The sequence below is a fragment of the Micromonospora sp. NPDC048063 genome (assembly GCF_043202855.1).
In the GTDB taxonomy this organism is placed as follows: domain Bacteria; phylum Actinomycetota; class Actinomycetes; order Mycobacteriales; family Micromonosporaceae; genus Micromonospora.
Window position 1 is genome coordinate 56884 of the sequence record NZ_JBIDBG010000002.1, and the last position, 23953, is coordinate 80836.

A 23953-nucleotide genomic window follows, 5' to 3' on the forward strand; every position below is an offset into this window, starting at 1 on the left:
ATAACAAGGTGCCCTTCCTTACAGCAGTACCAGGTCGTCGCGGTGGACGACCTCCCGTTCGTACGCCGGGCCGAGCGCCGCGGCGAGTTCCGAGGTCGACCGGCCGAGCAGCCCGGGCAGCTCGACCGCGTCGTAGTTGACCAGCCCCCGGGCGACCGGCGCGCCCTCGACGTCCACCAGGTCGACCGGGTCGCCGGCGGTGAACGCCCCGTCCACGGCCGTGATCCCGGCGGGCAACAGCGACTTGCGCCGGCCCACCACCGCGGCGACCGCGCCCGGGTCGAGGTGCAGCCGCCCCCGGGGCGAGGTGGCGTGGGCCAGCCAGAAGAGCCGGGCCGCCGGGCGCCGGCGGCTCGGGTGGAACAGGGTGCCGACCGGCTCGCCGGCCAACGCCGGGGCGGCCAGCGGCGCGGCCGTCAGCACCACCGGGATGCCGAAGCCGGTGGCGATCCGGGCCGCCTCCACCTTCGTCACCATGCCGCCCGTGCCCACCCCGGCCCGCCCCGCGCCGCCGATGTCGACGCCACTGAGGTCCCGCTCGTCGCGCACCTCGCTGATCCGGCTGGAGCCCGGGCGGGTGGGGTCGCCGGTCCAGAGGGCGTCCACGTCCGAGAGGAGCACCAGCAGGTCGGCGTGGACCAGGGCGGCGACGAGGGCGGCCAGCCGGTCGTTGTCGCCGAACCGGATCTCCTCGGTGGCCACCGTGTCGTTCTCGTTGACGATCGGCACCGCCCGCAGGTCGAGCAGCTTGCGCAGGGTGCGGTACGCGTTGCGGTAGTGCGCCCGCCGGGTCACGTCGTCGACGGTGAGCAGCACCTGCCCGACGGTCAGCCCGTGCCGGGCGAAGGCGGTCGCGTACCGGCCGATGAGCAGGCCCTGCCCGACGCTGGCGGCGGCCTGCTGGGTGGCCAGGTCGCGCGGACGCCGGGCCAGCCCGAGCGGGGCGAGGCCGGCGGCGATCGCGCCGGAACTGACCAGCACGACCTCGCGGCCGTCGGCGGCGAGCGCCCCGAGGGTGCCGACGAGCGCGTCGACCCGCTCGTCGTCCAGCCCGCCGGCGGCGGTGGTCAACGAGGAGGATCCGATCTTGACGACGACCCGTCGGGCCGCCGTGACTGCGTCGCGCACCCGCCTATTCTGCGTGGTCGGTGCGGGCGCGCCCCGTCGCGTTCTCATATCGTGGCCGCTCGTGAGACCTGACGAGTACGTCGAGGCGGTGCTGGAACTGGTCGAGCGGATCCCGCCCGGCCGGGTGATGTCGTACGGGGCGGTCGCCGACGCGCTGGCCGAGCGCTCGGGGCGGGCGTCGGCCCGGCTGGTCGGCTCGATCATGGCCCGGCACGGCGGCGGGGTGCCCTGGCACCGGGTGGTGAACGCGGCCGGCCGCCTCCCGCCCGGTCACGAGCGGGAGGCGCGGGCCCGGCTGCGCGCCGAAGGCACGCCGCTGCGCGGCGACGGGGTGGACATGCGGGCGGCGGGCTGGTCCCCGGAAGAGGGGATGTGACCAACGCCATAACGTGAGTAACATTCGGCCCCATGGACGCGCCGCCGGGTGGAGCCGGCTCCCCGGGCGTGGCCGCGCCGGCCGTCCCGGTGCCGCCGGCCGCCGGCCCGCCCGCGCCGGGTGGGCTGCCGCGCCGGGTGCACGCCGGGTACGCGCTCGGGTCGCTGGCCACCGGCGCGTTCGGCACCGTGCCCGGGCTGCTCCTGCTGCCCTACCTGACCGACACCCTCGGGGTCGCGGCGGGCGCGGCCGCCCTGCTGGTGCTCCTGCCGAAGGCGTGGGACGTGCTGGTCAACCCGGTCGCCGGCCGCGTCTCCGACCGCACCCGGTCGCGCTGGGGCGCCCGCCGGCCGTACCTGCTGGGCGCCGGGGTGGCGCTCGGCGTGCTCTTCGCCGCCATCTTCGCCGCGCCGTTCGGGGCCGGGCCGGCCGCCGGGGCGTACGTCGCCGTCGCCTTCCTCGCCACCGCCACCGCGTTCGCCTTCTTCCAGGTGCCGTACGTGGCGATGCCGGCCGAGCTGACCGGCGACCACGCGGAACGTACCCGGCTGATGAGCTGGCGGATCGCGGTGCTGGCGCTGGCCATCCTCGTCTCCGGGGCGGTGGCCCCGCTGGTGCGCGACGCGGGCGGCGGTGGCGTCGCGGGGCACCGCTGGATGGGGCTCTTCGTCGCCGGGCTGATCGTGGCCGGCGCGCTCGGCGCGTTCCTCGGCACCCGGTCCGCCCCCGAGGGCACGGTGGGGGCGAGCGAGCCGACGCTGCGCGCCCAACTCGCCGTCGCCGGGCGCAACCGGCCGTTCCGGGCGTTGCTGGTCTGCTTCGTGGTGCAGTCCGCCGGGGTGGCCACGATCCTCGCCGGGGTCAACTACTTCGCCGACCAGATCCTGCGCGACCCCGAGGGCGGGCCGACCGTCCTGTTCGCCTGCTTCGTCGGGCCGGCGCTGCTGGTGATGCCGGTCTGGACCCGGGTCGGCGCGCGCGTCGGCAAGCCGACCGCCCTGGTCGCCGCGTCGCTGACCTTCGCGGCGGGCGCGCTGGCCCTGGTCGCCGCGCCGGTGCTGCCGGGGGCGGCGGTCTACCTCCTGGTCGCGCTGGTCGGCGTCGGGTACGCGGGCCAGCAGGTCTTCGCCCTCGCCATGCTCCCGGACTGCATCGCGTACGACACGGCGCGCACCGGCCGGCGGCAGGCCGGCGTGTTCACCGGCCTCTGGACGGCGGGAGAGACCCTCGGGCTGGCCCTCGGTCCGGGCATCTTCGGCCTCGTGCTCCAGCTCAGCGGCTACGTCTCCGCCGACACCGGCACCGCCGCCGCCCAGTCCGACGGCGCCCGCCTCGGCATCCTGCTCGGCTTCACCGTCCTGCCCGCCCTCCTGGTGGCCCTGGCCGTTCTCCTCCTGCGCCCCTACGACCTCACCCCCGCCCGCCTCGCCGAAGCCGAGGCCCAAGCCCAGGCCGCCCGTCGCCCCGCCGTCGATGCGGTCGGGGCGGGGACAAAAGCCGCTGAATCCCACGGAAAGGGCATTACGACTCCATGATCGACGAGAGGTCGGGCCGGAGCGCGCTGCCCGGGAGCGGGGTGCCCGCCGAGCGGGTGCTGGCCGAGCTGCGGGCGCTGCGGGGCGCCGACCGGCCCACGCACGGGGGGCGGCTCTTCGCGTACGTCTACGACCCGGCGGTGCCGGGGCTGGACGAGCTGGCCGCCGCCGCGCACGCCGGGAGCGCGCACGTCAACGGGCTCGACCCGACCGCCTTCCCGTCGCTGTTGGCGATGGAGAACGCGCTGGTCGGCGCGGCGGCCCGGCTGCTCGGCGGCGGCCCGGGCGGCACCGCGCCGGACGCCGTCGGCAGCGTCACCAGCGGCGGGACGGAGTCGCTGATCCTGGCCGTGAAGGCCGCCCGGGACGCCCACCCGGCGATCACCGCGCCCCGGATCGTGGTGCCGGCCAGCGCGCACGCCGCGTTCGCCAAGGCGGCGCACTACCTGCGGGTCGCGGTGGACCCGGTGCCCGTGTCGGCGGCCACGCTCCGGCCCGCCGCCGCCGACGTGGCCGCCGCCATCGGCCCGGAGACCGTCCTCGTGGCCTGCTCCGCCCCCTCGTACGCGCACGGCGTCGTCGACCCGGTCACCGAGATCGCCGGGGCGGCCGCCGAGGCCGGGGTGCGCTGCCACGTCGACGCCTGCTTCGGCGGCTGGACCCTGCCGTACCTGCGCCGGCTCGGGGCGTCCGTGCCGCCGTTCGACTTCGCCGTCCCCGGGGTCACCTCGATCTCGGTCGACCTGCACAAGTACGCGTACGCCCCGAAGGGCGTGTCGGTGCTGCTGCACCGCGACCCGGCGCTGCGCGCCCCGCAGTACTTCGCGTACGCGGACTGGCCCGGCTACACGATGGTCAACCCGGTCATCGCCTCGACCCGCTCCGGCGGCCCGATCGCCGCCGCGTACGCCACCCTGCGCCACCTCGGCGACGACGGCTACCTGCGGCTCGCGGCGGCGACGCGGGACGCCGTGGCCGGGCTGGCCGACGCCGTCCGGGCGGTCGACGGGCTGCGGCTGATGGCCGAGCCGGAGTCGACCGTCGTCTGCTTCACCGCCACCGACCCGGGGCTGGACCTCTTCGTGCTGGTCGACGAGCTGACCGCCCGGGGCTGGCACACCCAGCCCCAGCTCGCGTACGCCGACCTGCCGCCGAGCGTGCACCTGACCGTGACCGCCGCGGTGGCGCCCCGGGTGGCCGAGTTCGGCCCGGCCCTGGCCGACGCGGTGGCCGCCGCCCGGGCGGCCGGGCCGGTCGCGCTCCCCGGCGAGCTGCTCGCCCTCGCCACCACGCTGACCCCCGACGCGCTCACCCCGGACCTGGTCGCCGGACTGGCCGCGGGGCTGGGCCTGGGCGACCCGGCCCCGACCGGTGCGGACGCCCCGGCGCGCCCGGTGCCGGGGCGGACGGCGGTGGTGAACACGCTGCTCAACGCCGCGCCGCCCGCGCTGCGGGAACGGCTGCTCGTGGAGTTCGTCGGCCTGCTGCAACGCCCGACCTGGTGACCGGCAACGCCGCCGGTCACCACGCGGCCGACGCGGTCACGCGGCGGGCAGCCTGAGGTCGGTCGGAGCGGTGTTGTCGGCGGGGGTGCGGTCGGCGGGGAAGGCGCCCCGCACGTTTGCCCGGACGGTCAGCGCGAAGCCGGTGAGTGTGCGCGCCGGCCCGCCCGGCGCGACGTCCACCCGCACCCGGAACCGGTACGACCGGGAGCCGCCCGCCGGGATCTGGCTGTCCCCGGTGCAGAACATCGTCTTCGTGTCGTCGTCCCCGCCCTGGTGGAAGCAGCCGCCGACGCCGGTGCCGTCGAGGTTGATCGTCGCCTCCACCGGCAGCACCACGATCAGGTCCCCGCTGTCGTACGCGCGGGTGCCGGCGTTAGCCATGGTGACGTCGAGCCAGCCGGTGTAGGCGCCGTCGGACGGTTGCAGGGTGAGGGTGCGCGGGGCGTCGATCGACAGGTCGACGTACCGGGCCGAGGTCGCCGACGGCGTGCCGCCGGGGCGGGGCCCGGACGGGGCCGGCGCGCCGGTGGTCGGCGCCGGCGTCGCCGTGCGGCTCGGCGTCGCCGAGGGGGTGCCGCTCGGGGCCGCGGACGGGCTGGACGGTGACGGGTCGGGCGGGGTCGATCCGGTCGAGGGCCAGGCGGAGGGAAGGTCGGTGGGGTCGGTCGCCGTCACCGGCGCGGGCGGCAGACGGACCGCGCTCCCGGCCAGCCCCACCGCGCCGGCCAGCAGGACGACCGCCGTCGCCACCGCCGGGACGGCGGTCCGGTTGCGCAGTCGGCGGTACGCCCGACGGCGCGGCTCGTCCGGATCAGGGTCGGTGACCTGACGCAGACTGGCGGAGCGCAGTTCGGCGAAGGCGCCCGCCAGCCGGTCAGGACCCAGGTCCCGCTGGTCCATCTCAGTCCACCGTCCTTCGGGTCGGGGGTGCCGCCGGGCGGCTGCCGTCCGGATGCTCCGGGCCGTTGTCGGAGAGGCTGGCGGCGAGTGTCGTGCGGGCGCGGTGCAGCCAGGACTTGACCGTCCCGGGGGCCACCGCGCATTCCTCGGCGATCTCGCCGACAGTCAGTTCGGCCAGGTAGTACAGCACCACCGCGCGTCGCTGCTGGGCCGGCAGCGTACGGAGTGCGGTGGCGAGCGCGACCCGGTCCGGGCCCGGTCCGTCCACCACCTCCAGCCGTTGGCGCTGGTGGAACAGCCGGGCCGTGCGCAGCCGGCGCCACCGGCTGACGCCCGCGTTCCAGGCCACCCGGCGGACCCAGGCCACCGGGTCGTCGTAGCGGGCGATCCGGTGCCAGCGCGGCCACGCCCGGCTGAACGCCTCCTGCACCAGGTCCTGGGCCTCGCCCATGTCGCCGACGAACGCGTACAACTGCACCACCAGGGGCTGGAAGTGGTGGCGGTAGACGTCGTCGAAGCCGGGACCGGCATCCTCCACCACCGCGGCCCTCACCTCGATCGTCGGTCGCTCCGTCCCGCGTGGCGGAGGGGTGGTGCGCGGCCGTGGGGTCACCCACGGCCGCGCATCGGTCTGCGTCATTGTCGTCAGTCGACGGCGGTGACGGTGAACGCGGCGGTGTTGTCGGCCGGGTCGACGTCGAGCCGCTCGCCGTCCCAGCCGAAGACGGCGTACAGCCGTACCGAGCCCGTGCCCAGGTCGCCCGGGGCGACCTCCGCGGGCGCGCGGAGCAGCAGCGACACGGTGCGCTCCTCACCCGGCACGAACCGCCCGCCGGGCACGGTGCAGGCGCCGGCGCAGGTCTCCTCCGGCTCGATGCCGGCGAGGCTGACCCCGGCCGGCAGCGTCGGCTCCAGCCAGTACGCGTCGTGCGCGGCGTCGCCCGCGACCCGTACGGTCACCGGCAGCCGGCCCCGCCAGCTCCCGTCCTCCTGCCGGGTCATGGTTGCCGCCCCCACCGCCAGCGACGCGTCCGTCAGGGTGTCCCAGACGTACGGCTGCGGGTCGCGCAGCGAGCCGGTGGTGGAGCGGAACAGCGTGCTGAACTCGCTGGTGTCGTTGGTCGGGTTGGCGTCCCCGGTCTCCACCGTCACCCGACCCGCCGGGGCGGACATGGCGTGGTCGCGCAGGGTGGTCGACACCCGGAAGTCGACGGTGAACCGTCGGCGCTCACCCGGCTGGAGGGCTCCGCCGGGAACCGTGCAGTAGATCGTGCGCACCGGGTTCGGGCTGCCGGAGAAGCACGGTTCCGCCGGGGTGAGCCCGGCAAAGGCGCCCGGCACCGGTTCGGTGACGGTCAGGTTGAGAGAGCTCGCCTGGGCGCCCCGGTAGGTGACGGTCACCGGCAGGCCGCCGGCGTACCCACGATCGGTCGGTTCGAGCACCAATTGGCCGACCGACACCGACGTGTCGGCGGGCACGGCTGCGGCCTGCGCGGCGGGCGCTGCCGCGCCGAGCAGGGCGAGCCCCGCGCCCAGAACGCCGGCGGCGAGCCGACGGGCGATGGTACGTGCCATGTCCGTGTCCTCCAGTTCCCCGTGGTTCCGCCCGCGGCCCTTGCCGTCGGGCGGTGTTACGGGCAAGACACCTGCCACCCCCGGGAACGGTTGCGGCCGGACGAACACGAACCGACGTCGCCTAGCCGACAGTGGGCGGCCGAGGTCGCGCGGACCGAGCGACCGGTCGGCGTGCCCCGGGGCTGTGGTTGACTGGTGGCGGGCTCGGGGAAGGGGGCGGTCGTGCAGGTGCCGGGAGTGCTCGGCGAGCCGATCCGGTTCGTGCTGAACTGGGGCCGCCGCTACTCGCTCTGGGTCTTCAACTTCGGCCTGGCCTGCTGCGCGATCGAGTTCATCGCCACCAGCATGGGCCGGCACGACTTCATGCGGCTCGGCGTGATCCCGTTCGCGCACGGCCCCCGGCAGGCCGACCTCATGGTCGTCTCCGGGACGGTCACCGACAAGATGGCCCCCGCGATCAAGCGGCTCTACGACCAGATGCCCGAGCCGAAGTACGTGATCTCGTTCGGTGCCTGCTCCAACTGCGGCGGCCCCTACTGGGACTCCTACTCGGTGACCAAGGGCGTCGACCAGCTCATCCCGGTCGACGTCTACGTGCCGGGCTGCCCGCCCCGGCCAGAGGCGCTGCTGCACGGCATCCTGCGCCTCCAGGAGAAGATCGCCGCCGAGCAGTCCGGGATCGGCGGGGTGCCCCGGCCGGACGCGCTCGCCGCGCCGGTCGACGCCCCGCCCGCCGACGCCGGGTCCACCGGCGCGGTCCCGCGCTCGGCGGAGTCGCTGACCGCCCCGCCGGTCCGCCCGCCCACCCGCTGAGGCGCGTCCCCGCCCGCGCCGACTCCGGCCGTCGGGTCGGGAAGGCCGGTCGGTCGGACGACACCCCCGGGTGGTCGGCGGGGGCTAGCCTGCGCACCATGAGCCAGTCTGCGGACCAGCGTTCCGCCCACATCGTCCACGTGCTCACCGAGGAGTTCGGCGAGTCGATGGCGCTCGACCCGGCCGCCTTCCGGCGCAAGTTCCGCAAGATGGCCGCGTCGCCGTTCGCCTTCTACCGGGGCAGCGCCTCGCTGTTCTACGCCGACCAGCTCGGCGACTTCGCCGACGACCGGTTCCTCGACGAGCGGACCAGCCGGGTGTGGATCCACGGCGACCTGCACGCGGAGAACTTCGGCACGTACATGAACGCCTCCGGGCAGCTCGTGTTCAACGTGAACGACTTCGACGAGGCGTACGTCGGGCCGTTCAGCTGGGACCTGAAGCGCCTGGCGGCCAGCGTGGCCCTGCTCGGCTACGCCAAGGCGCTCTCCGACCGGGCGATCAGCGACCTGGTCGCCGGCTTCGCCGGGTCGTACCTGACGGAGCTGCGGGCCATCGCCGCCGGCGGTGACGACGCGATCGGCTCGATCACCCTGGACAACGCCGACGGGGTGCTGCGCCGGGTGCTCCAGCAGGCCCGGCTCAACACCCGGGTCGACCTGCTCGCCACGCAGACCACCATCGACAACTACGAGCGGCGGTTCTCCCTCGGCGACGGCGTCTTCGAGGTCGACGGTGAGACCCGGGCGAAGGTGTGCGCCGCGTTCGAGCACTACCTCGGCACGTTGCCGGTCTCCTCGGCCCGGCTGCGCCCGGTGGCGGCACACATCAAGGACGTGGTGCTGCGCAAGGGGGTGGGCATCGGCTCGGCCGGGCTGCCGTCGTACAACCTGCTGCTGGAGGGGCACACCCAGGCGCTGGAGAACGACGTCGTCATCTACATGAAGCAGGCCCAGGTGCCGGCGGTCGCCCGGCACATCGCCGACGAGTCGATCGCGGGCTACTTCCAGCACCAGGGGCACCGCACCGCCGAGTCGCAGCGGGCGCTCCAGGCGCACGCCGACCCGTGGCTGGGCTTCACCGAGCTGGACGGGGTCGGCCAGCTCGTCGCCGAGGTCTCCCCGTACGCGGCCGACCTCGACTGGGCCGACGTGAACGAGCCGGAGGAGCTGGCCGGGGTGCTGGCCGACCTGGGCCGGGCGGTCGCCCGGATGCACTCGGTCGCCGACGACGAGTCGAGCCACGACCTGGTGGACTACTCCACCGAGGAGGCCATCGTGGCGGCGGTGGACGCCGACGAGGCGGGTTTCGTCGCACACCTCGTCGACTTCGCCCACGCGTACGGGGTGCGGGCCCGGCAGGACCACCAGCTCTTCGTCGACCTGTTCCGCAACGGCCGGCTGCCCGGCCTCTGAGCGGCGTCAGGAGGCGAACTCCAGCACCACCTTGATGTCGTCCGGTTCGGAGGTGTACGCCTCGGCGTACGCCTCCACCGGCACGCGGCGGGTGATCAGCGAGCTGAGCCACGACTGGTCGGCGCGGGTCAGCGCCTCGGCGGCCATGTCCCAGTGCCGCCGGTTGGCGTTCACCGACCCGAACACCACGTTGTTCTCCAGCACCAGGGCGCGGTTGAGCGCCCCCGCGTCGAAGTCGATGGTCCGCCCGCCGCTGGACACCCCGGTCAGGCAGACGATGCCGGTCGGCCCGGCCTGGCACATCACGTCCAGGACGACGACCGGCGCCCCGGTGCACTCCAGCACCACGTCCGGTGCGAAGTCCAGCTCGCTGACCGGCCCGGTGTGGTAGGTCGCCCCGAGCGCCCGGACCAGCTCCGGCTTCGGCCCGGTGGTGCTGCGGTCCAGCACGTGCACGGCGAGCCCGCGCTGCGTGGCCAGCAACGCGGCCAGCAGGCCGATCGGCCCGGCCCCGGTGACCAGCACGGTCTGCGGTTGCCACTCGGCGCGGGCGCCGATCCGCTCGATGTGGTCCCACGCCTTCGCCACCACGCTGGTCGGCTCCAGCAGCATGCCGACCGGGGCGAGCGCCCGGTCCAGGCCGACGGCGAACCGGGGTTGCACCCGCCACCGGTCCCGGGCGAAGCCGGGCAGCGCCTTGATGCCGTGCTCGGTGAACTGCCCGTTGCGGCACATGTCCCACTCGCCGACCGCGCAGTTCGGGCAGGGCACCGGGTCGGGGTGCCGGACGATGCCGGCCACCAGGTCACCGGGTTGCAGGGTGCCGGTCGGGTCCTCCAGCACCCGGCCCAGCGACTCGTGCCCCAGCACCAGCCGGTCCGTGCCGGGCGGAGCCTCGCCGTACTCGCCCGCGATGATCTCGTGGTCGGTGCCGCAGATCCCGACCGACAGCGCCTCGACCAGGATCGAGCCCTCCTCGGGCGACGGCTCGGGATGGTCCTCCACCAGCCGCAGGGAGTCGGCGACACCAGGGGCGACAGTCACAGCACGCACGGCCTCATCCTCTCCCGCCGGCCGGCGAGCCGCCGGGCAAAGCGGCCAGATCGCCCGCGAACCGGCGGGACCGGCCGGGGCCGTCCGCCGTCCGGGGGCCTCGGCTCGCTCCGGCGGGCCCCACGGGAGAGGCCCTAGGATCAGCGGCATGACTCCGGAAGAGGTCGGCCAGCGGATGGTCGCGCTGCTCGCGCCCGCCGAGGCCACCCCGTCGGTCTCCGGCGGTCAGGCGCACGCCCGCGCCACCGTCGACGTACCCCCGGCGACCTGGCCGGACGCGCTCCGCGCGGCCCGCGACGACGCGGAGCTGGCCTGCGACTTCTTCGACTGGCTCTCCGCCGTCGACGAACTGGCCGGCGGCTTCGACGTGGTGGCGCACCTCTGGTCCACCACCCACCGGCACGGCCTCCTGCTGCGCACCCGCGTGCCCCGCGAGGCGCCGGCCGTCGCCTCGGTGGTCGACGTCTACCCGGGCGCCGCCTGGCACGAGCGGGAGACGCACGAGATGTTCGGCATCGACTTCCCCGGCCACGCCGGGCTGGCGCCGCTGCTGCTGCCGCCCGAGTTCGAGGGGCACCCGCTGCGCAAGGAGTTCGTCCTCGCCTCGCGGGTGGCCAAGCCGTGGCCGGGCGCCAAGGAACCGGGCGAGTCCGAGGCCGGAGGCGGGCGCCGACCGATCCGCCCGCCGGGCGTACCCGCGCCGGGGGAGTGGGGGACGACGCCGACGCCGGCCGGCGCGGGCGGCGCCGGCGAGGGTCCGCGCGGCGGCGTCCCGGCCCGCCCGGCCCGGGAGCGGCCCGCCCGGCCGGCCCGTACCGCCCGGCCCGCCGGCGCCGCCGACGGCCCCGCGCCGGCCGGCCCGACCGCCGAGGCTCCGGCGCCGGCCGACCAGACCGCTGCCGACGGTCCGGGGGCAGCCGGCCCGACCGGTCCACTGCCGGGTGCGCCCGGCGGTCGCGGCGAGGGGGCCGCCCGCTCCGGACCGCCGGCCGACCGGCCGTCCCGGCAGGGCCCGGCCGCGACCGAGCGGGCCGACGACGGAGGTACGCCCTGATGCCGCTGTGGTTGGAGCTGGTGATCCGGGTGGGCGGCGTGCTCGTCGCCTTCCTGACCCTGCCGCTGCTGGTCGGCCAGGCCGAGCACAAGGTGATGGCGCACATGCAGGGCCGGCTCGGCCCGATGTACGCGGGCGGCTTCCACGGCTGGGCCCAGTTGGTCGCCGACGGCGTGAAGTTCGTGCAGAAGGAGGACGTCACGCCCCGGGAGGCGGACCGGGCGGTCTTCCGGCTCGCCCCGGCGGTCGCCCTCGTGCCCTACCTGCTGGTCCTGCTGGTGATCCCGCTCGGCCCGGACGACCTGGTCGGGCAGCCGCTCGACATCGGCCTCTTCTTCGTGCTGGCCGTCGTCGGGGTGGGCGTGCTGGCGGTGCTGATGTCGGCGTGGGCGTCGGCCAACAAGTACAGCCTGCTCGGCGGGCTGCGCGGGGCGGCCCAGCTGCTCGGCTACGAACTGCCGCTGGTGCTGGCCGCCGCGTCGGTGGCGATGGCGGCCGGCACGCTCAGCCTTTCCGGCATTGTCGAGGCGTGGCAGCCGTGGTGGCTGCTCTGGCAGGCCCCCGCCATGGTCGTCTTCTTCCTCGCCGGGCTCGCCGAGATCCGCCGCCCGCCGTTCGACATGCCGGTCGCCGACTCGGAGCTGGTCTTCGGCTACATGACCGAGTACACGGGCCTGCGGTTCGCCTTCTTCCTGCTCGCGGAGTACGTCGGCATCGTCGTGATCGCCGCGCTCACCACCGTGCTCTTCCTCGGCGGCTGGCAGGGCCCGTTCGCCGACGCGCAGCTCGGCTGGCTGTGGACCCTGCTGAAGGTCTTCGCCGTCTCCTTCGTGATCATCTGGCTCCGGGTGTCCTATCCCCGCCTGCGCGAGGACCAGCTCCAGCGCCTCTGCTGGCTCGTCCTGGTCCCCGTCTCCCTGGGCCAGCTCGTCCTCACCGCCGCCGTCCGCGTCGCGCTGTAAGGAAGGGCACCTTCCTAACGTATTCGGTATAGGAAGGGCCCCTTCCTTACACCTCGGCCGGGTGCCGGCTCAGCGCAGCGGGCTGTGGGCGGGGTCGACCCGCTCCTCGGGCGGGGGCGGCGGGGGCGGGGTGCCGTCGCCGAAGGGGCGACCGCCGAGGGCCTCCCGGCCGTGCGGGGTGAGCCAGCTCGCCAGGTCAGGGCCGAGCGGCACCACCCCGGTCGGGTTGATGTCGCGGTGCACCTCGTAGTAGTGCCGCTTGATGTGGTCGAAGTCGACCGTGTCGCCGAAGCCGGGGGTCTGGAACAGGTCCCGGGCGTACGCCCAGAGCACCGGCATCTCGGTCAGCTTGCTCCGGTTGCACTTGAAGTGGCCGTGGTAGACCGGGTCGAAGCGGACCAGCGTGGTGAACAGCCGCACGTCGGCCTCGGTGATGGTGTCGCCGACCAGGTAGCGCTGCCCGGCCAGCCGGTCGCTCAGCCAGTCCAACCGGTCGAAGAGCCGGTGGTACGCCTTCTCGTACGCCCCCTGGTCGCCGGCGAAGCCGCACCGGTAGACGCCGTTGTTGACGTCCCGGAACAGGATCGCGCTCAGCTCGTCGATCTCGTCGCGCAGCCGCTCCGGGTAGAGCTCGGGCGCGCCCGCCCGGTGGTACGCCGTCCACTCGGTGGACAGGTCGAGGCTCATCTGCCCGAAGTCGTTGGTGACCACCTGCCCGGTCGGCACGTCCACGATCGCCGGCACGGTGATGCCGCGCTCGTAGCCGGGGAACCGCGCGAAGTACGCCTCCGCCAGCCGCTCGATGCCGAGCACCGGGTCACGCCCGCCCGGGTCCAGGTCGAACGTCCAGCTCCGCTTGTCGTGGGTCGGGCCGGCCACCGCCATCGAGATCGCGTCCTCCAGGCCGAGCAGCCGCCGGACGATGATCAGCCGGTTCGCCCACGGGCAGGCGCGGCTGACGGCGAGCCGGTACCGGCCGGGCTGCACCGGCCAGCCGTCCCGGCCGTCGGCGGTGATCCGGGTGGCGATGTAACGCTGGTCCCGGGTGAACTCGCCGCCCGGCTCGACGTACCTGCCGCCGGTCCGCATCAGCACCTCGTCGCCGCTGGCCGTGCCGCCGCCGCGGTCCTCGGTGGTGTCGCCCACGCCCGCTCCCTCCGCCGTCGCCTGTCGCTCGTCCCATCATGGCGGGTTCCGCCGCCCGCCGGTGTACCGAGCGCCAGCCCACTGCGCCCGCGGGCTCCTCCCCGGCGCGGCCGGCGTCCGGGTCGGGCGGCGCGGCCGGCGGTTACGCTGCCGCGGTGACCGATGTGGAGGCGACGGCCCGGCGCTTCATCGCCGACGTGTGGAACGCCGCGCGGGAGGAGTCGGCGTACGAGCTGGTCTCGCCGGAGTGCCCGGGGTGGGGCGGCGCCGGCCCGGAGGCGACGCTCGCGTGGCACCGGGAACGCCGCGCCGCCTTCCCCGACCTGCGCTACAAGATCGTGGACGTGGTGGCCGCCGGGGACCGGGTGGCGGTGCACTGGCGGGCGGCCGGCACCCAGGTCGGCCGGTTCGGGCCGGTGCCGCCGACCGGACAGGTGGTCAGCTACTCGGGGGCGAGTTTCCTGCGCTTCGACGACGCCGGCCGGATCGTCGACGTGTGGAGCTGCAACGAGCTGTTCCAGCTCCTCCAGCAGCTCGGCGTCGAGATGCTCCCGCCCGCCGCGGGTGGGATCAGCGGGACCTCGGCATGATCCTGCTGAGCGGGATGTCGATCTCCCAAGGCTCCGGAACCAGGATGCCGTCGGTCATCCGGGCCTGCTCGACGTAGACGCGCTTCGCCGGGTCGAGCTTGTGGGCATGCACGACGATCCCTGACTCGGTCTCGATGCGCCAGAAGTAGGGGATGTCCGCCTCGGCGTAGAGCGCGGGCTTGAGCACCCGGTCGATGCTCCGCGATCCCTCCGAGACGATCTCGACCACCAGCATCACCTCGTGGGGCCGGTAGTGCGAGGGGTTGCGCGAGGCCGCGTCCAGCTCGGTGACCAGCACGTCGGGGATGAACGCGCGGGTCCGGGACAGTCGCACCTCGACGGCCTGGGTGACGTCGAGGTCGGCGGGGCAGCTCTCCTGGAGAGCAGCACCGAGCATCAGGGCGATCGACTGGTGGAGTCGCGTGGGGGAGGGCGACATGATGAGGTTTCCGTCCAGGAGTTCGTGGCGGCGGCCGTCGTCGGGCAGGCGGTCGAGATCGTCGGCCGTCCACTCGCCCGGCGGCGGAAAGTCGTCGTGCAGCGCGGCGGTCATGGCGAGCCCTTTCCGGTGCGTCGTTCTCCCCACGCTCACGGTACGCCGGTCAACCCCGGGTGGTGGTCGCGCGCGCCGGGGCCACAGGGCAGGATGGTCGGCATGACCGACCGCAGCGAGCGCAGCGAGCCGGGCGGCGCCGGCCCAGATCGTGGCCTGCCGGGCGCGGGCCTGGTCAAGGGGCTCGCGGTCACGCTGAAGACGATGACCCGCCGCTCGACCACCCAGCAGTACCCGGACGTCGCCCCCGAGCTGCCGCCCCGCTCGCGCGGGGTGATCGCGCTGCTGGAGGAGAACTGCACGGTCTGCATGCTCTGCGCGCGGGAGTGCCCGGACTGGTGCATCTACATCGACTCGCACAAGGAGGAGGTGGCGGTGCCCGGCGCCGCCCGCCCCCGCCAGCGCAACGTGCTCGACCGGTTCGACATCGACTTCTCGCTCTGCATGTACTGCGGCATCTGCGTGGAGGTCTGCCCCTTCGACGCGCTCTACTGGTCGCCCGAGTTCGAGTACGCCGAGTACGACATCAAGGACCTGCTGCACGACAAGGACCACCTGGGGCAGTGGATGGGCACCGTGCCGCCGCCGCCCGCGCACGACCCGAACGGCGAGCCGGCCAAGGAGGAGACCACCGCCGCGCGTAAGGCCGCGGTCCCGGCGGCCCCCGCCGCCCGTCCCGCCGCCCCGCCCGTACGCCCCGAGCCCGAGGCCGGCGCATGACCGGTGCGGACGTGCTGCTGCTCGCCCTCGGCGCGGTGGCGGTCGGTTCGGGGGTGCTGGTGGTGGCTACCCGGCACCTGGTGCGGGCCGGCCTCTACCTCGTGGTCTGCCTCGGCGCGCTGGCCGGGATGTACCTGGTGCTCACCGCCGAGCTGGTGGCCTGGGTGCAGGTGCTCATCTACGTCGGCGCGGTGGTGGTGCTCCTGCTGTTCGCGGTGATGCTCACCCGCGCCCCGATCGGCGCCTCCGACGACCTGGACCGGCCCGGCTGGCCCGCGGCGCTGATCGGCGGCGGCACCGGGTTGGGCCTGGCGGCCCTGCTGGTCGACGCCTACCGCTGGACGGCCGTGGACCTGCCCGACGCGGGCACGGCGGAACGCCTGGGCGGCCAGATCTTCCGGAGCTGGGTGCTCCCGTTCGAGGTGCTCTCGGTGCTGCTGCTGGCCGCCCTGGTCGGCGCGATCGTGCTCTCCCGCCCCGACATCGGCCGACCGGGCACCGACCGGTCCGGCGGGCGGCCGGGGACGGCGACCACCGGGAGCGGTCCGGGCGGCGACGGCGGGCGGTCGCGGTGAGGCCGGTCATCCCGTACGTCACCGCCGCGCTGCTGTTCGGCCTCGGCGTCTACGGCGTGCTGCGCCGGCGTAACGCGGTGCTGGTGCTGATGGCCGTCGAGCTGATGCTCAACGCGGTCAACCTGATCCTGGTCACCGCCGACACCACCGTGCGGGCGCAGTTGCCGCACGGCGGGCAGGTCTTCGCGCTCTTCGTGATCGTGCTGGCCGCGGCCGAGATCGGGGTCGGCCTGGCGATCGTGCTCCAGCTCTACCGGCTCCGGGCCAGCGTCGCCGTCGACGAGGTCCCGCTGACCGAGCGCCCGCCGACCGCACGTCCGGCCGGGCCGGCCGTGGCCGGGGTCGCCGCCGGAACCGGCGCCCGGCCCGGTTCCGCCGCCGGGACCGACGCCCGGCCCGGGTCCGCCCGTCCGGAGGGGGAGCGGTGAGCACGACCACGACGCTCGGCGCGTTGCTGCCGGCCGTACCGCTGGTCGCGGGCCTGCTCGGCCTGCTGCTGCCGCCCTCGCCGCGCGGCACCGGGACGGGCGGGGACCGGGCCCGCCGGGTGGCGATCGCGCTCGGCGTGGCCGGGGCGGCCGGCGCGCTGGCGCTCGCCGTCGCTCTGCTGGTCGCCCTCGACCGGCCGGCCGAGGCGTCCACCACCTGGGTCGATCTGGGCGGGCTGACCGTGACCCTCGGGGTCCGGCTCGACTCGGCCGCCGCGCTGGTGGCCGTCGCGGTCGCCGCGGTGGCCCTGGCCGTGCAGGTCTACTCGATCGGCTACCTGCGCCGGGGCCCGCACGACGACGTCGACGCCGACCACCGCTACCCGCCGTACGCGGCGCAGATCAGCCTCTTCACCGCCGCCATGCTGCTGGTGGTGGTCGCCGGCGACCTGATCCTGCTGCTGGTCGGCTGGGAGGTGATGGGCATCTGCTCCTACCTGCTCATCGCCCACGACCGCCGGCTCCCCGAGGCGCCGGCCGCCGCGATGAAGGCGTTCCTGGTGACCCGCGTCGGCGACGTCGGCTTCCTGCTCGGCATCGCGCTGCTGGGCGTCTCGGCCGGCAGCTTCCGGATCGCCGACGTGCTCGCGCACGACCACGGCACCGCCACGCTGACCGCCGCCTGCCTGCTGCTGCTCGCCGGGGTGGCCGGCAAGAGCGCCCAGTTCCCGCTGCACACCTGGCTGCCGGACGCGATGGCCGGCCCGACGCCGATCTCGGCGCTGATCCACGCCGCCACGATGGTCGCCGCCGGCGTGTACGCGGTGACCCGCCTCTACCCGCTGTTCGAGGCCACCCCGGTCGCGCTGGCCGTGCTGGGGGTCATGGCCTCGGTCACCCTGCTGCTCGGCGCGTTCGCCGCCACCGCCCAGGACGACCTCAAGCGGGTGCTGGCCTGGTCGACGGTCTCCCAGATCGGCTACATGACCGGCGCGCTCGCGGTCGGCTCGGCTCCCGCCGCGCTGTTCCACCTGCTCACCCACGCCGCGTTCAAGGCACTGCTCTTCCTCGCCGCCGGCGCGGTGATCCACGCGGTGGGCACCACGCTGATGTCCCGGATGGGTGGGCTGCGCCGCGCCATGCCGGTCACCTTCTGGTGCACGGTGGTCGGCCTGGGCGCCCTGGCCGGGCTGCCCCCGCTGTCCGGCTTCTGGAGCAAGGACGGCGTGCTCGCCGCCGCCGGGGACGCCGCCCTGCACGGCGCCGGCCCGGCCCCGTCCTGGGTGGGCTGGCTGGTCTGGCTCGCCGGGCTGGTCGGCGTCGCCGTCACCGCCTGGTACGCCACCCGCCTGCTGCTGCGCACCTTCTTCGGCGAGACGCGGATCCCGCTGGCCCACCCGCACGACCCGCCCGCCGTGATGCGCTGGCCGGTGCTGCTGCTCGCCGTGCCGGCCGCCCTGCTCGGCCTCGCCGGCTTCGACTGGGCCCTCGCCCGCCGGCTGCTGCTCACGCCCACCGCCGGCGCGCCGGCCGGGGAGCACGCCCTGATCCACGTCGGCCCGGAACTGCTGCTGCCGCTGGCGCTGCTGGCCGTCGGGGCGGGGCTGGCCTGGCTCCGCTGGCGGCGGGACCCGGCCGCCGACCCGGCGGCCGCGCTGGGTCCGCTCCGGCCGGTGTTCGCCGCCGCGTTCCGGCTCGACGACGTCCAGCGTGCCCTGGTCGTACGCCCGACGACGGCGTTGGCCCGGGCGACGCGTACGGCGGACGAGGTGGTGGTGGACGGCGCGGTCGAGGGCAGCGGCCGGGCCGCGCTCGGCCTCGGCGGCGGGCTGGCGGCCCTGCACCGGGCCGCGCTGCCGCGCGCGGCAGCCGGGGTGCTCGCCGGCGCGCTGCTGATCGGGCTGGCCGCCGCCCTGATCGGAGTGGCCGCATGAGGTTCGGGGAGTTCCTGCTGGTCGCGGTGCTGGCGCTGCCGGCGCTGGGCGCGCTCGCGGTGGCCGCGACGCCCCGGGAGCGGGCGGCCCGGGCGCTCGGCACGGCCGTCGCCGCACTGACTTTGGTGGCCGCCGCGCTGCTCGTCCTCGGTGAGCGCGGCTGGGTCACCTACGCGGCCGACGTGCCCGCGGTGCGCCCGTGGCACCGGCTCGACCTGCCCTGGGTGCCCGGTCTGGACCTGCGCTTCCACCTCGGGGTGGACGGCATCTCCTGGCCGCTGGTCGTGCTGACGGCCCTGCTCACCCTGCTCTGCTGCGCCTACACCCTGTGGCGGGTGCCCGAGGGCGGCAGCGGGCGGGCGCTGGTGGCGCTGCTGCTGGTCGTCGAGGTCGGCATCCTCGGCACCTTCCTCGCCCTCGACCTCGTGCTGTTCTTCGTGTTCTTCGAGGTCGTCCTCCTGCCGATGTACGCGATCATCGCCGGCTGGGGCGGCGCGGACCGGCGGCGGGCGGCGGCGAAGTTCGCCCTCTACACGCTGTTCGGCTCGGTGCTGCTGCTGGTCGGCGTCTACACGGTGGTGGCCGCCGCGGGCACCGCCGACATCGTGGCGCTCACCGGTGGGGCCGGGCTGTCCCGGGGCACCCAGCTCGCCGCGTTCACCCTGCTCGCGCTGGCGTTCGCGGTGAAGAGCCCGCTCTGGCCGCTGCACTCCTGGCTGCCCGACGCGCACACCCAGGCACCCACCGTCGGCAGCGTCGTCCTCGCCGGGGTGCTGCTCAAGATGGGCACGTACGGGCTGATCCGGATCGCGGTCGGAGTGGCGCCGGAGGGCGCCCGCTGGGCCGCCCCGGTGCTCGGCGTGCTCGCGGTCGCGGCGATCCTGGTCGGGTCGCTGGTCTGCCTCGCGCAGCGCGAGCTGAAACGGCTGATCGCGTACTCCAGCGTGGGGCACATGGGCTTCGTGCTGCTCGGGGTCGCCACGCTCACCACCACCGGCATCCAGGCGGCCCTGATCGGCAACGTCGCGCACGGGGTGATCACCGGCCTGCTGTTCTTCCTCGCCGGGGCGGTCAAGGACCGTACGCACACCGGCTCGCTCGACGAGCTGTCCGGGCTGCGGGAGACCTCGCCCCGGCTCGCCGGGCTGCTCGGCTTCGCCGCCGTCGCCTCGCTCGGCCTGCCCGGCCTCGCCGGCTTCTGGGGCGAGGCGTTCGCGGTGGTGGCCGCCGTCGAGGTCGGTGGGGCGCTCTGGACCACCCTGGGCGTGCTGGCCGCGCTCGGCGGGGCGCTCACCGCGGCGTACTTCCTGCGGCTGCTGCGGCGGGTGACGCACGGGCGGCCCAGCCCGGCGGTCGGGCGGCTGACCCCCGGCCTGGCCGGCGCGGAACTGGCCGCGTGGGCGCCGCTGGTGCTGCTGGCTCTCGCGGTCGGTCTGGCCCCGACCCTGGTGCTCGGCGTCGCCGAGGCCCCCGTGGACGCCCTGGTGGAGGTGCTGCGATGAGCGAGCCGGGCCGGCGGAACGGACGCGGCGAGGTGTCCGCATGAGCGAGCGGAGCGAGCGAATCATCAGGCTCAGCGCTTTGGTGCCTCATGACGGCACGCAGCGAAGCGGAGTGCCGGCATGAGCGTGGTGCAGAGCGTCGACAACGTGGCGCTGCTCCCGGCGTACCTGGCCGCCGGGACGGCCGTGCTGGTGCTGCTCGCCGACCTGCTGGTGGCCCGCTCCCGGGTCACGTTGGCGACGGCCGCCGTCGGCGCGGTCGCCACGGCGCTCGGCGCGGCCCTGGTCGGCGCCGGGGACGAGCGGCGGACGTTCTGCGTCGGCCCCGACTGCTCGTACGTCTTCGGCGGCCGGGCCGCCCTGGTGGCGGCGGTCGTCGCCCTGCTCACGCTCGGGGTGCTCGCGCTGTCGGGGCCGCCGCTGCGGGCGGGGCAGTCGCCGACGGGGGAGTACTGCTTCCTGCTCGCCTGCTCGATGACGGGCGGCGTGGTGCTCGGCGCGGCCGGCGACCTGATCACCCTGGTCGTGGCGCTGGAGACGCTCACCCTGCCGCTCTACGTGCTCGTCGGGCTGCGCCGGGGCAGCCTGGCCAGCGCCGAGGCGGCCGTCACCTTCTTCGTGGTCAGCGTGGTCGCCACCACGCTGACTTTGCTGGGGGCGGCGCTGCTCTACGCGGCCACGGGCGGGCTGCACCTGGGCCGGCTCGGCGCGATCCTGACCGACCGGCCGGACCTGCTCGACCTGCCGTTGACCACCGCCGCCGTGGCGCTGGTCGTGCTGGGGCTGGCGTTCAAGGTGGCGGCGGTGCCCTTCCACGCGTGGGCGCCGGCCACCTACGACGGCGCGCCGCTGCCGGTGGCGGCATACCTCTCCACCGCCTCGAAGCTGGGCGGCGTGGTCGCCCTGCTGGCCGTCGTGCAGCACGCGCTGCCGGCCGACGTGACGGGGCCGGTGCTCGCCCTGCTCGCGATGCTGACGATGACCGTGGGCAACCTGGTGGCGCTGCGCCAGCGGCGTACGGTCCGGCTGCTCGCCTGGTCCTCGGTGGCCCAGGCCGGCTACATCCTCGCCCCGCTGGGCGCGTTGGCGCTGGCCGCCGGACGCACCGCCGACGCCCGCACCGCCGCGTACGCGGCCGCCGTCGCGTACGCCGTCTTCTTCGTGGTGCTGGAGCTGGCGGCCTTCGCGGCCGTGGTGGCGTTGCGCCCGGCCGGCGCGGACGGCGGCACCGTCGACGACCTGCGCGGCGCGGGCCGGCGGCACCCGTGGCGGGCGGCGGCGCTGGGACTGGCGCTGATCGGGCTCGCCGGTCTGCCGCCGGGCCTGGCCGGTCTCTTCGCCAAGGTGACCGTGGTCCGTTCGCTGCTGGACGGCGGCGCGGGCTGGCTGGCCCTGGTGGTGGCCGTGAACGCGGTGCTCGGCCTCGCCTACTACCTGCGCCTCACCGCCGCCCTCTGGGTCGCCCCGCCCGTGGCTCCGACGGCCCCGGTCGCCGGGCCCACCGCCCCCGCCGGTGGGGACGCCACGCCGGTCGGTGCCCCGGCCATCGCCGCCGTGCGGGCCGGGGCGGTCGGCGCGGCGCTGGTCGTGGCAACCGTGGTGGCAGTGGTGATCGGTTTCGCTCCGCAACTCGTGCTCGACCTCGCCGCCCGCTGAGCGAACTAGTCAGCCGGCGGCTCCCGCGCTGCGAACCCGTCAGCCGGCGGGCTCCGCGCCCGGATTCCCGCTGATCGTGGCGGTAACCGCAGGCGGGCACTCCGGACATCCCAGGCAACTCACAGCCATGAGACGGATGGTTGACGGGTACCGGGTTGTTGAAACGGTCAGCGGGTCCCGCGTGGATCCGCGCACCGAAGGAGTGATCGTGCACCACAACCGTCTGAAGACCGCCGCGTTGCTCGGCCTGCTCACCTCGCTGATCCTGGCGGTGGGCTACTGGTTCGGCGGCAGTGGCGGACTGGTCATCGCCGTCGTCGTCTCGCTGCTGATGAACGGCGTCACCTACTTCTACTCCGACAAGCTCGCGCTGCGCTCGATGCGGGCGCAACCGGTCAGCGAGGCACAGTTCCCCGAGCTGTACCGGATGGTCCGCGAGCTGGCCACCGAGGCCGGGCAGCCGATGCCGCGCCTCTACGTGAGCCCGACGTCCCAGCCCAACGCGTTCGCCACCGGGCGGAACCCGCAGCACGCGGCCGTCTGCGTGACCCAGGGGATCACCGAGATCCTCGACTACCGGGAGCTGCGCGGGGTGATCGGGCACGAGCTGTCGCACGTCTACAACCGGGACATCCTCATCTCCAGCGTGGCGGCCGGTCTGGCCGGCATCATCACCATGCTGGCGAACATCGCCTGGTTCATCCCGCTCGGCGGTGGCGACGACGAGGACGCCCCGAACCCGATCGTGCTGCTGCTCACCATCGTCCTGGGCCCGATCGCGGCCACCGTCATCCAGCTCGCGATCAGCCGCAGTCGGGAGTTCCAGGCGGACGCCTCCGGCGCCCGGCTGACCCGGGACCCGCTGGCCCTGGCCAGCGCTCTGCGGAAGATCCACATGGGCACCCAGCGCCGGCCGCTGCCGGCCCAGGGGCAGCTCACCAGCACCGCCCACCTGATGATCGACAACCCGTTCCGGGGCGGCGGCGTGGCCGCGCTCTTCTCCACCCACCCGCGGATGGAGGAGCGGGTCGCGCGCCTGGAGCAGATGGCCGCGAGCAGCGGCCCGGTGCAGTTCCAGCGCTGAGGCGTTGATCACCTCTCCGCCCGTGCCCGGCCCCGCCGGGCACGGGCGGACCGCTGTGTGAGCGTGTTAACCGTTTCGTCCCGAGGCTGGCCGGCGTTAGGGTCGGAAGGGGTTCCCGCTCATTACACTCCCTTGGAGGTCGACCGTGGCCGCACTGCGCCAGTACCTGGGCGTCTGGCGGATCCCCGGGGCACCGATGCTGCTGGTGACCGGCATCATCGGGCGGCTCGGGATCGGGATGACGCCGCTGGCGCTGCTGCTGGTCGTCGAGCAGGTCACCGGGCGATACTCGCTGGCAGCCGTCGCCGGGGGCATCTACGCCCTGGCCGGTGCCGCGCTCAGCCCCGTGGCCGGCCGGATCGCCGACCGGATCGGCCCCAGCCCCGTGCTGCTCGGCACGGCGGTCGCCCACCCGCTCGCCCTGATCGGCCTGCTCTGGTCCGCCCGCGCCGACGCCGGCGGCCTGGCGCTGGTCTTCGTGGCCTCCGGCGTGGCCGGGGCGACGTACCCGCCGCTGACCGCCGCGATCCGGGGCGCCTGGAACGACCTGACCTCGCCCGCGTCGGGCCGGCGACAGCTGCGCAACACCGCGCTCGCCGCCGAGACCACCCTCTTCGAGATCGTCTTCGTGCTCGGCCCGCTGCTGGTCGCCGGCTTCATCCTGGTCGCCGACGCCGGGGCCGCCCTGGTCGGTTCGGCCGTGGTGACCCTCGTCGGCACCACCGCCGTGGCGCTGGGCCGGGTGATGCGGGGGTGGCAGCCGCACCCGCGCGAGCACCACACCAGGGGGCTCGGGCCGCTGCGCGCCCCCGGTTTCCCGGCGCTGCTGCTCTGCGTGGCCAGCCTCGGCATCGCCTTCGGCGCGGCCGGCGTGACCGTGCCCGCGTTCGCGACCGACTACACCTCCGACGACCCGGACAGCCTCGCCGGCGTGCTGCTGGCAGTCTGGGGCGTCGGCAGCGCGGTAGGCGGGTTCTGGTTCGGTGTCCGCAAGCCGGCCCGGAACATGACCCGGCAGTTCGCGCTGCTGCTCGCCGCGGTGGCCGGCAGCTTCGCCGTCTTCGCGGTGATGCCCACCCCGGCGGCGCTGGGCACCGCCCTGGTGATCGGCGGCGCCACGATCGCGCCCGCGCTCACCCTGGAGAACACCCTGGTCGGCCGGATCTCGCCGACCAGCATGCTCAACGAGGCGTACACCTGGGTGGTGACCATGTCGGTGGGCGCCAGCGCCGCCGGCGGCGCGGTGGCCGGCCTGATCGTCGACCACGCCGGCGGGGTGCCGTGGGCGTTCCTCTTCGCCGGGGCGGCGGTCGCCGTCGGGGCCGGGATCGCGGCCCTGCCCACCGGCCCCATCGCCCGCGCGGAGGCCACCGCGGTACGCGCCGAGGATCTCGTGCCCGCCTGACCCGCACCACCGGCCGCCGCTGTTCAGGTCACCGGTTCTTCCGG

Annotated in this window: 22 protein-coding genes and 1 pseudogene; 16 read left to right on the forward strand and 7 right to left on the reverse strand. The window is 75.1% G+C overall.

The features are described from left to right. Positions 1-18 precede the first annotated feature (18 nt). Entirely contained in the window at positions 19-1176 is a 1158-nt protein-coding gene (gene proB, locus ACGFZ2_RS04980) for a glutamate 5-kinase (protein WP_393264917.1), read from the reverse strand. 13 nt (positions 1177-1189) lie between these two features. Here proB and ACGFZ2_RS04985 point away from each other — a divergent pair, with 13 nt between their 5' ends. From ACGFZ2_RS04985 to ACGFZ2_RS04995, 3 genes are read left to right on the forward strand one after another with little or no spacing between them, the layout of a single operon-like run. Then, positions 1190-1504: an MGMT family protein gene (locus tag ACGFZ2_RS04985; RefSeq protein WP_350711609.1), complete on the forward strand. Its 315-nt coding sequence runs from the start codon at positions 1190-1192 to the stop codon at positions 1502-1504. Between the two features lie 32 nt (positions 1505-1536). Then, positions 1537-3039, forward strand: coding sequence for an MFS transporter (locus tag ACGFZ2_RS04990; protein WP_393450396.1), 1503 nt, complete (start codon positions 1537-1539; stop codon positions 3037-3039). Beyond that, positions 3036-4544, forward strand: coding sequence for a pyridoxal phosphate-dependent decarboxylase family protein (locus ACGFZ2_RS04995; protein ID WP_393450399.1), 1509 nt, complete (start codon positions 3036-3038; stop codon positions 4542-4544). The genes ACGFZ2_RS04990 and ACGFZ2_RS04995 overlap by 4 nt, the downstream gene beginning before the upstream one ends. 36 nt (positions 4545-4580) lie before the next feature. On the opposite strand, the gene ACGFZ2_RS05000 is transcribed toward ACGFZ2_RS04995, so the two are convergent. From ACGFZ2_RS05000 to ACGFZ2_RS05010, 3 genes are read right to left on the reverse strand one after another with little or no spacing between them, the layout of a single operon-like run. After that, positions 4581-5444: a hypothetical protein gene (locus ACGFZ2_RS05000; RefSeq protein WP_393450402.1), complete on the reverse strand. Its 864-nt coding sequence runs from the start codon at positions 5442-5444 to the stop codon at positions 4581-4583. 1 nt (position 5445) lies between these two features. Continuing rightward, a complete protein-coding gene (locus ACGFZ2_RS05005; RefSeq protein WP_393264928.1) occupies positions 5446-6084 on the reverse strand; it encodes a SigE family RNA polymerase sigma factor in 639 nt (212 codons plus the stop codon). Between the two features lie 5 nt (positions 6085-6089). Beyond that, positions 6090-7019 (reverse strand): hypothetical protein, encoded by a 930-nt coding sequence (locus ACGFZ2_RS05010; protein ID WP_393450405.1) that lies wholly within the window; start codon positions 7017-7019, stop codon positions 6090-6092. A 222-nt stretch (positions 7020-7241) separates the two neighbouring features. Here ACGFZ2_RS05010 and ACGFZ2_RS05015 point away from each other — a divergent pair, with 222 nt between their 5' ends. Next, a complete protein-coding gene (locus ACGFZ2_RS05015) occupies positions 7242-7832 on the forward strand; it encodes an NADH-quinone oxidoreductase subunit B family protein (RefSeq protein ID WP_350711598.1) in 591 nt (196 codons plus the stop codon). A 98-nt stretch (positions 7833-7930) separates the two neighbouring features. After that, entirely contained in the window at positions 7931-9247 is a 1317-nt protein-coding gene (locus ACGFZ2_RS05020; RefSeq protein WP_393264936.1) for a DUF2252 domain-containing protein, read from the forward strand. Positions 9248-9253: 6 nt separating this feature from the next. Here ACGFZ2_RS05020 and ACGFZ2_RS05025 read toward each other — a convergent pair whose 3' ends face one another. Continuing rightward, entirely contained in the window at positions 9254-10300 is a 1047-nt protein-coding gene (locus ACGFZ2_RS05025; protein ID WP_393450408.1) for a glucose 1-dehydrogenase, read from the reverse strand. Positions 10301-10448: 148 nt separating this feature from the next. Here ACGFZ2_RS05025 and ACGFZ2_RS05030 point away from each other — a divergent pair. After that, positions 10449-11048: pseudogene (locus ACGFZ2_RS05030) on the forward strand (NADH-quinone oxidoreductase subunit C); the annotation flags it as partial. Between the two features lie 305 nt (positions 11049-11353). Continuing rightward, positions 11354-12316, forward strand: coding sequence for a complex I subunit 1 family protein (locus ACGFZ2_RS05035; RefSeq protein WP_350818982.1), 963 nt, complete (start codon positions 11354-11356; stop codon positions 12314-12316). Between the two features lie 69 nt (positions 12317-12385). Here ACGFZ2_RS05035 and ACGFZ2_RS05040 read toward each other — a convergent pair whose 3' ends face one another. Beyond that, on the reverse strand, positions 12386-13405 hold the full coding sequence (locus tag ACGFZ2_RS05040; protein WP_393451429.1) for a glutathione S-transferase family protein: 1020 nt from the start codon (positions 13403-13405) through the stop codon (positions 12386-12388). 212 nt (positions 13406-13617) lie between these two features. On the opposite strand from ACGFZ2_RS05040, the gene ACGFZ2_RS05045 reads away from it, so the two are divergent. Further along, on the forward strand, positions 13618-14052 hold the full coding sequence (locus tag ACGFZ2_RS05045) for an ester cyclase (protein WP_393450411.1): 435 nt from the start codon (positions 13618-13620) through the stop codon (positions 14050-14052). Here ACGFZ2_RS05045 and ACGFZ2_RS05050 read toward each other — a convergent pair. Next, a complete protein-coding gene (locus ACGFZ2_RS05050; protein ID WP_393450414.1) occupies positions 14033-14605 on the reverse strand; it encodes a Uma2 family endonuclease in 573 nt (190 codons plus the stop codon). The two genes, ACGFZ2_RS05045 and ACGFZ2_RS05050, sit on opposite strands and share 20 nt — an antisense overlap. 93 nt (positions 14606-14698) lie before the next feature. Here ACGFZ2_RS05050 and ACGFZ2_RS05055 point away from each other — a divergent pair, with 93 nt between their 5' ends. The 8 genes from ACGFZ2_RS05055 to ACGFZ2_RS05090 all read left to right on the forward strand — a co-directional run bounded on the left by ACGFZ2_RS05055 (position 14699) and on the right by ACGFZ2_RS05090 (position 23909). After that, positions 14699-15325, forward strand: coding sequence for a NuoI/complex I 23 kDa subunit family protein (locus ACGFZ2_RS05055; protein ID WP_393450417.1), 627 nt, complete (start codon positions 14699-14701; stop codon positions 15323-15325). Then, a complete protein-coding gene (locus ACGFZ2_RS05060; RefSeq protein ID WP_393450420.1) occupies positions 15322-15900 on the forward strand; it encodes an NADH-quinone oxidoreductase subunit J in 579 nt (192 codons plus the stop codon). The genes ACGFZ2_RS05055 and ACGFZ2_RS05060 overlap by 4 nt, the downstream gene beginning before the upstream one ends. Continuing rightward, the gene (nuoK, locus tag ACGFZ2_RS05065; protein ID WP_393450423.1) at positions 15897-16328 is read left to right on the forward strand and encodes an NADH-quinone oxidoreductase subunit NuoK; all 432 of its coding nucleotides are present in this window, start codon (positions 15897-15899) and stop codon (positions 16326-16328) included. Before ACGFZ2_RS05060 ends, nuoK begins: the two co-directional genes overlap by 4 nt. After that, positions 16325-18262: an NADH-quinone oxidoreductase subunit L gene (locus tag ACGFZ2_RS05070; protein ID WP_393450426.1), complete on the forward strand. Its 1938-nt coding sequence runs from the start codon at positions 16325-16327 to the stop codon at positions 18260-18262. The genes nuoK and ACGFZ2_RS05070 overlap by 4 nt, the downstream gene beginning before the upstream one ends. Next, entirely contained in the window at positions 18259-19764 is a 1506-nt protein-coding gene (locus ACGFZ2_RS05075; protein ID WP_393450429.1) for a NuoM family protein, read from the forward strand. Before ACGFZ2_RS05070 ends, ACGFZ2_RS05075 begins: the two co-directional genes overlap by 4 nt. A 120-nt stretch (positions 19765-19884) precedes the next feature. Then, positions 19885-21420, forward strand: a complete 1536-nt coding sequence (locus ACGFZ2_RS05080) for an NADH-quinone oxidoreductase subunit N (protein ID WP_393450432.1) — start codon at positions 19885-19887, stop codon at positions 21418-21420. Between the two features lie 208 nt (positions 21421-21628). Further along, the gene (gene htpX, locus ACGFZ2_RS05085; RefSeq protein WP_393450435.1) at positions 21629-22504 is read left to right on the forward strand and encodes a zinc metalloprotease HtpX; all 876 of its coding nucleotides are present in this window, start codon (positions 21629-21631) and stop codon (positions 22502-22504) included. A 145-nt stretch (positions 22505-22649) separates the two neighbouring features. Further along, positions 22650-23909: an MFS transporter gene (locus tag ACGFZ2_RS05090; protein WP_393450438.1), complete on the forward strand. Its 1260-nt coding sequence runs from the start codon at positions 22650-22652 to the stop codon at positions 23907-23909. Positions 23910-23953 lie beyond the last annotated feature (44 nt).

Excerpts from the sequence above, each read along its gene's own strand:
- proB (WP_393264917.1), bottom strand. The coding sequence starts at position 1,176 with ATGAGAACGCGACGGGGCGCGCCCGCACCGACCACGCAGAATAGGCGG.
- ACGFZ2_RS04990 (WP_393450396.1), top strand. The coding sequence starts at position 1,537 with ATGGACGCGCCGCCGGGTGGAGCCGGCTCCCCGGGCGTGGCCGCGCCG.
- ACGFZ2_RS04995 (WP_393450399.1), top strand. The coding sequence starts at position 3,036 with ATGATCGACGAGAGGTCGGGCCGGAGCGCGCTGCCCGGGAGCGGGGTG.
- ACGFZ2_RS05000 (WP_393450402.1), bottom strand. The coding sequence starts at position 5,444 with ATGGACCAGCGGGACCTGGGTCCTGACCGGCTGGCGGGCGCCTTCGCC.
- ACGFZ2_RS05005 (WP_393264928.1), bottom strand. The coding sequence starts at position 6,084 with ATGACGCAGACCGATGCGCGGCCGTGGGTGACCCCACGGCCGCGCACC.
- ACGFZ2_RS05010 (WP_393450405.1), bottom strand. The coding sequence starts at position 7,019 with ATGGCACGTACCATCGCCCGTCGGCTCGCCGCCGGCGTTCTGGGCGCG.
- ACGFZ2_RS05020 (WP_393264936.1), top strand. The coding sequence starts at position 7,931 with ATGAGCCAGTCTGCGGACCAGCGTTCCGCCCACATCGTCCACGTGCTC.
- ACGFZ2_RS05035 (WP_350818982.1), top strand. The coding sequence starts at position 11,354 with ATGCCGCTGTGGTTGGAGCTGGTGATCCGGGTGGGCGGCGTGCTCGTC.
- ACGFZ2_RS05040 (WP_393451429.1), bottom strand. The coding sequence starts at position 13,405 with ATGCGGACCGGCGGCAGGTACGTCGAGCCGGGCGGCGAGTTCACCCGG.
- ACGFZ2_RS05050 (WP_393450414.1), bottom strand. The coding sequence starts at position 14,605 with ATGACCGCCGCGCTGCACGACGACTTTCCGCCGCCGGGCGAGTGGACG.
- ACGFZ2_RS05055 (WP_393450417.1), top strand. The coding sequence starts at position 14,699 with ATGGTCGGCATGACCGACCGCAGCGAGCGCAGCGAGCCGGGCGGCGCC.
- ACGFZ2_RS05060 (WP_393450420.1), top strand. The coding sequence starts at position 15,322 with ATGACCGGTGCGGACGTGCTGCTGCTCGCCCTCGGCGCGGTGGCGGTC.
- ACGFZ2_RS05075 (WP_393450429.1), top strand. The coding sequence starts at position 18,259 with ATGAGGTTCGGGGAGTTCCTGCTGGTCGCGGTGCTGGCGCTGCCGGCG.
- ACGFZ2_RS05080 (WP_393450432.1), top strand. The coding sequence starts at position 19,885 with ATGAGCGTGGTGCAGAGCGTCGACAACGTGGCGCTGCTCCCGGCGTAC.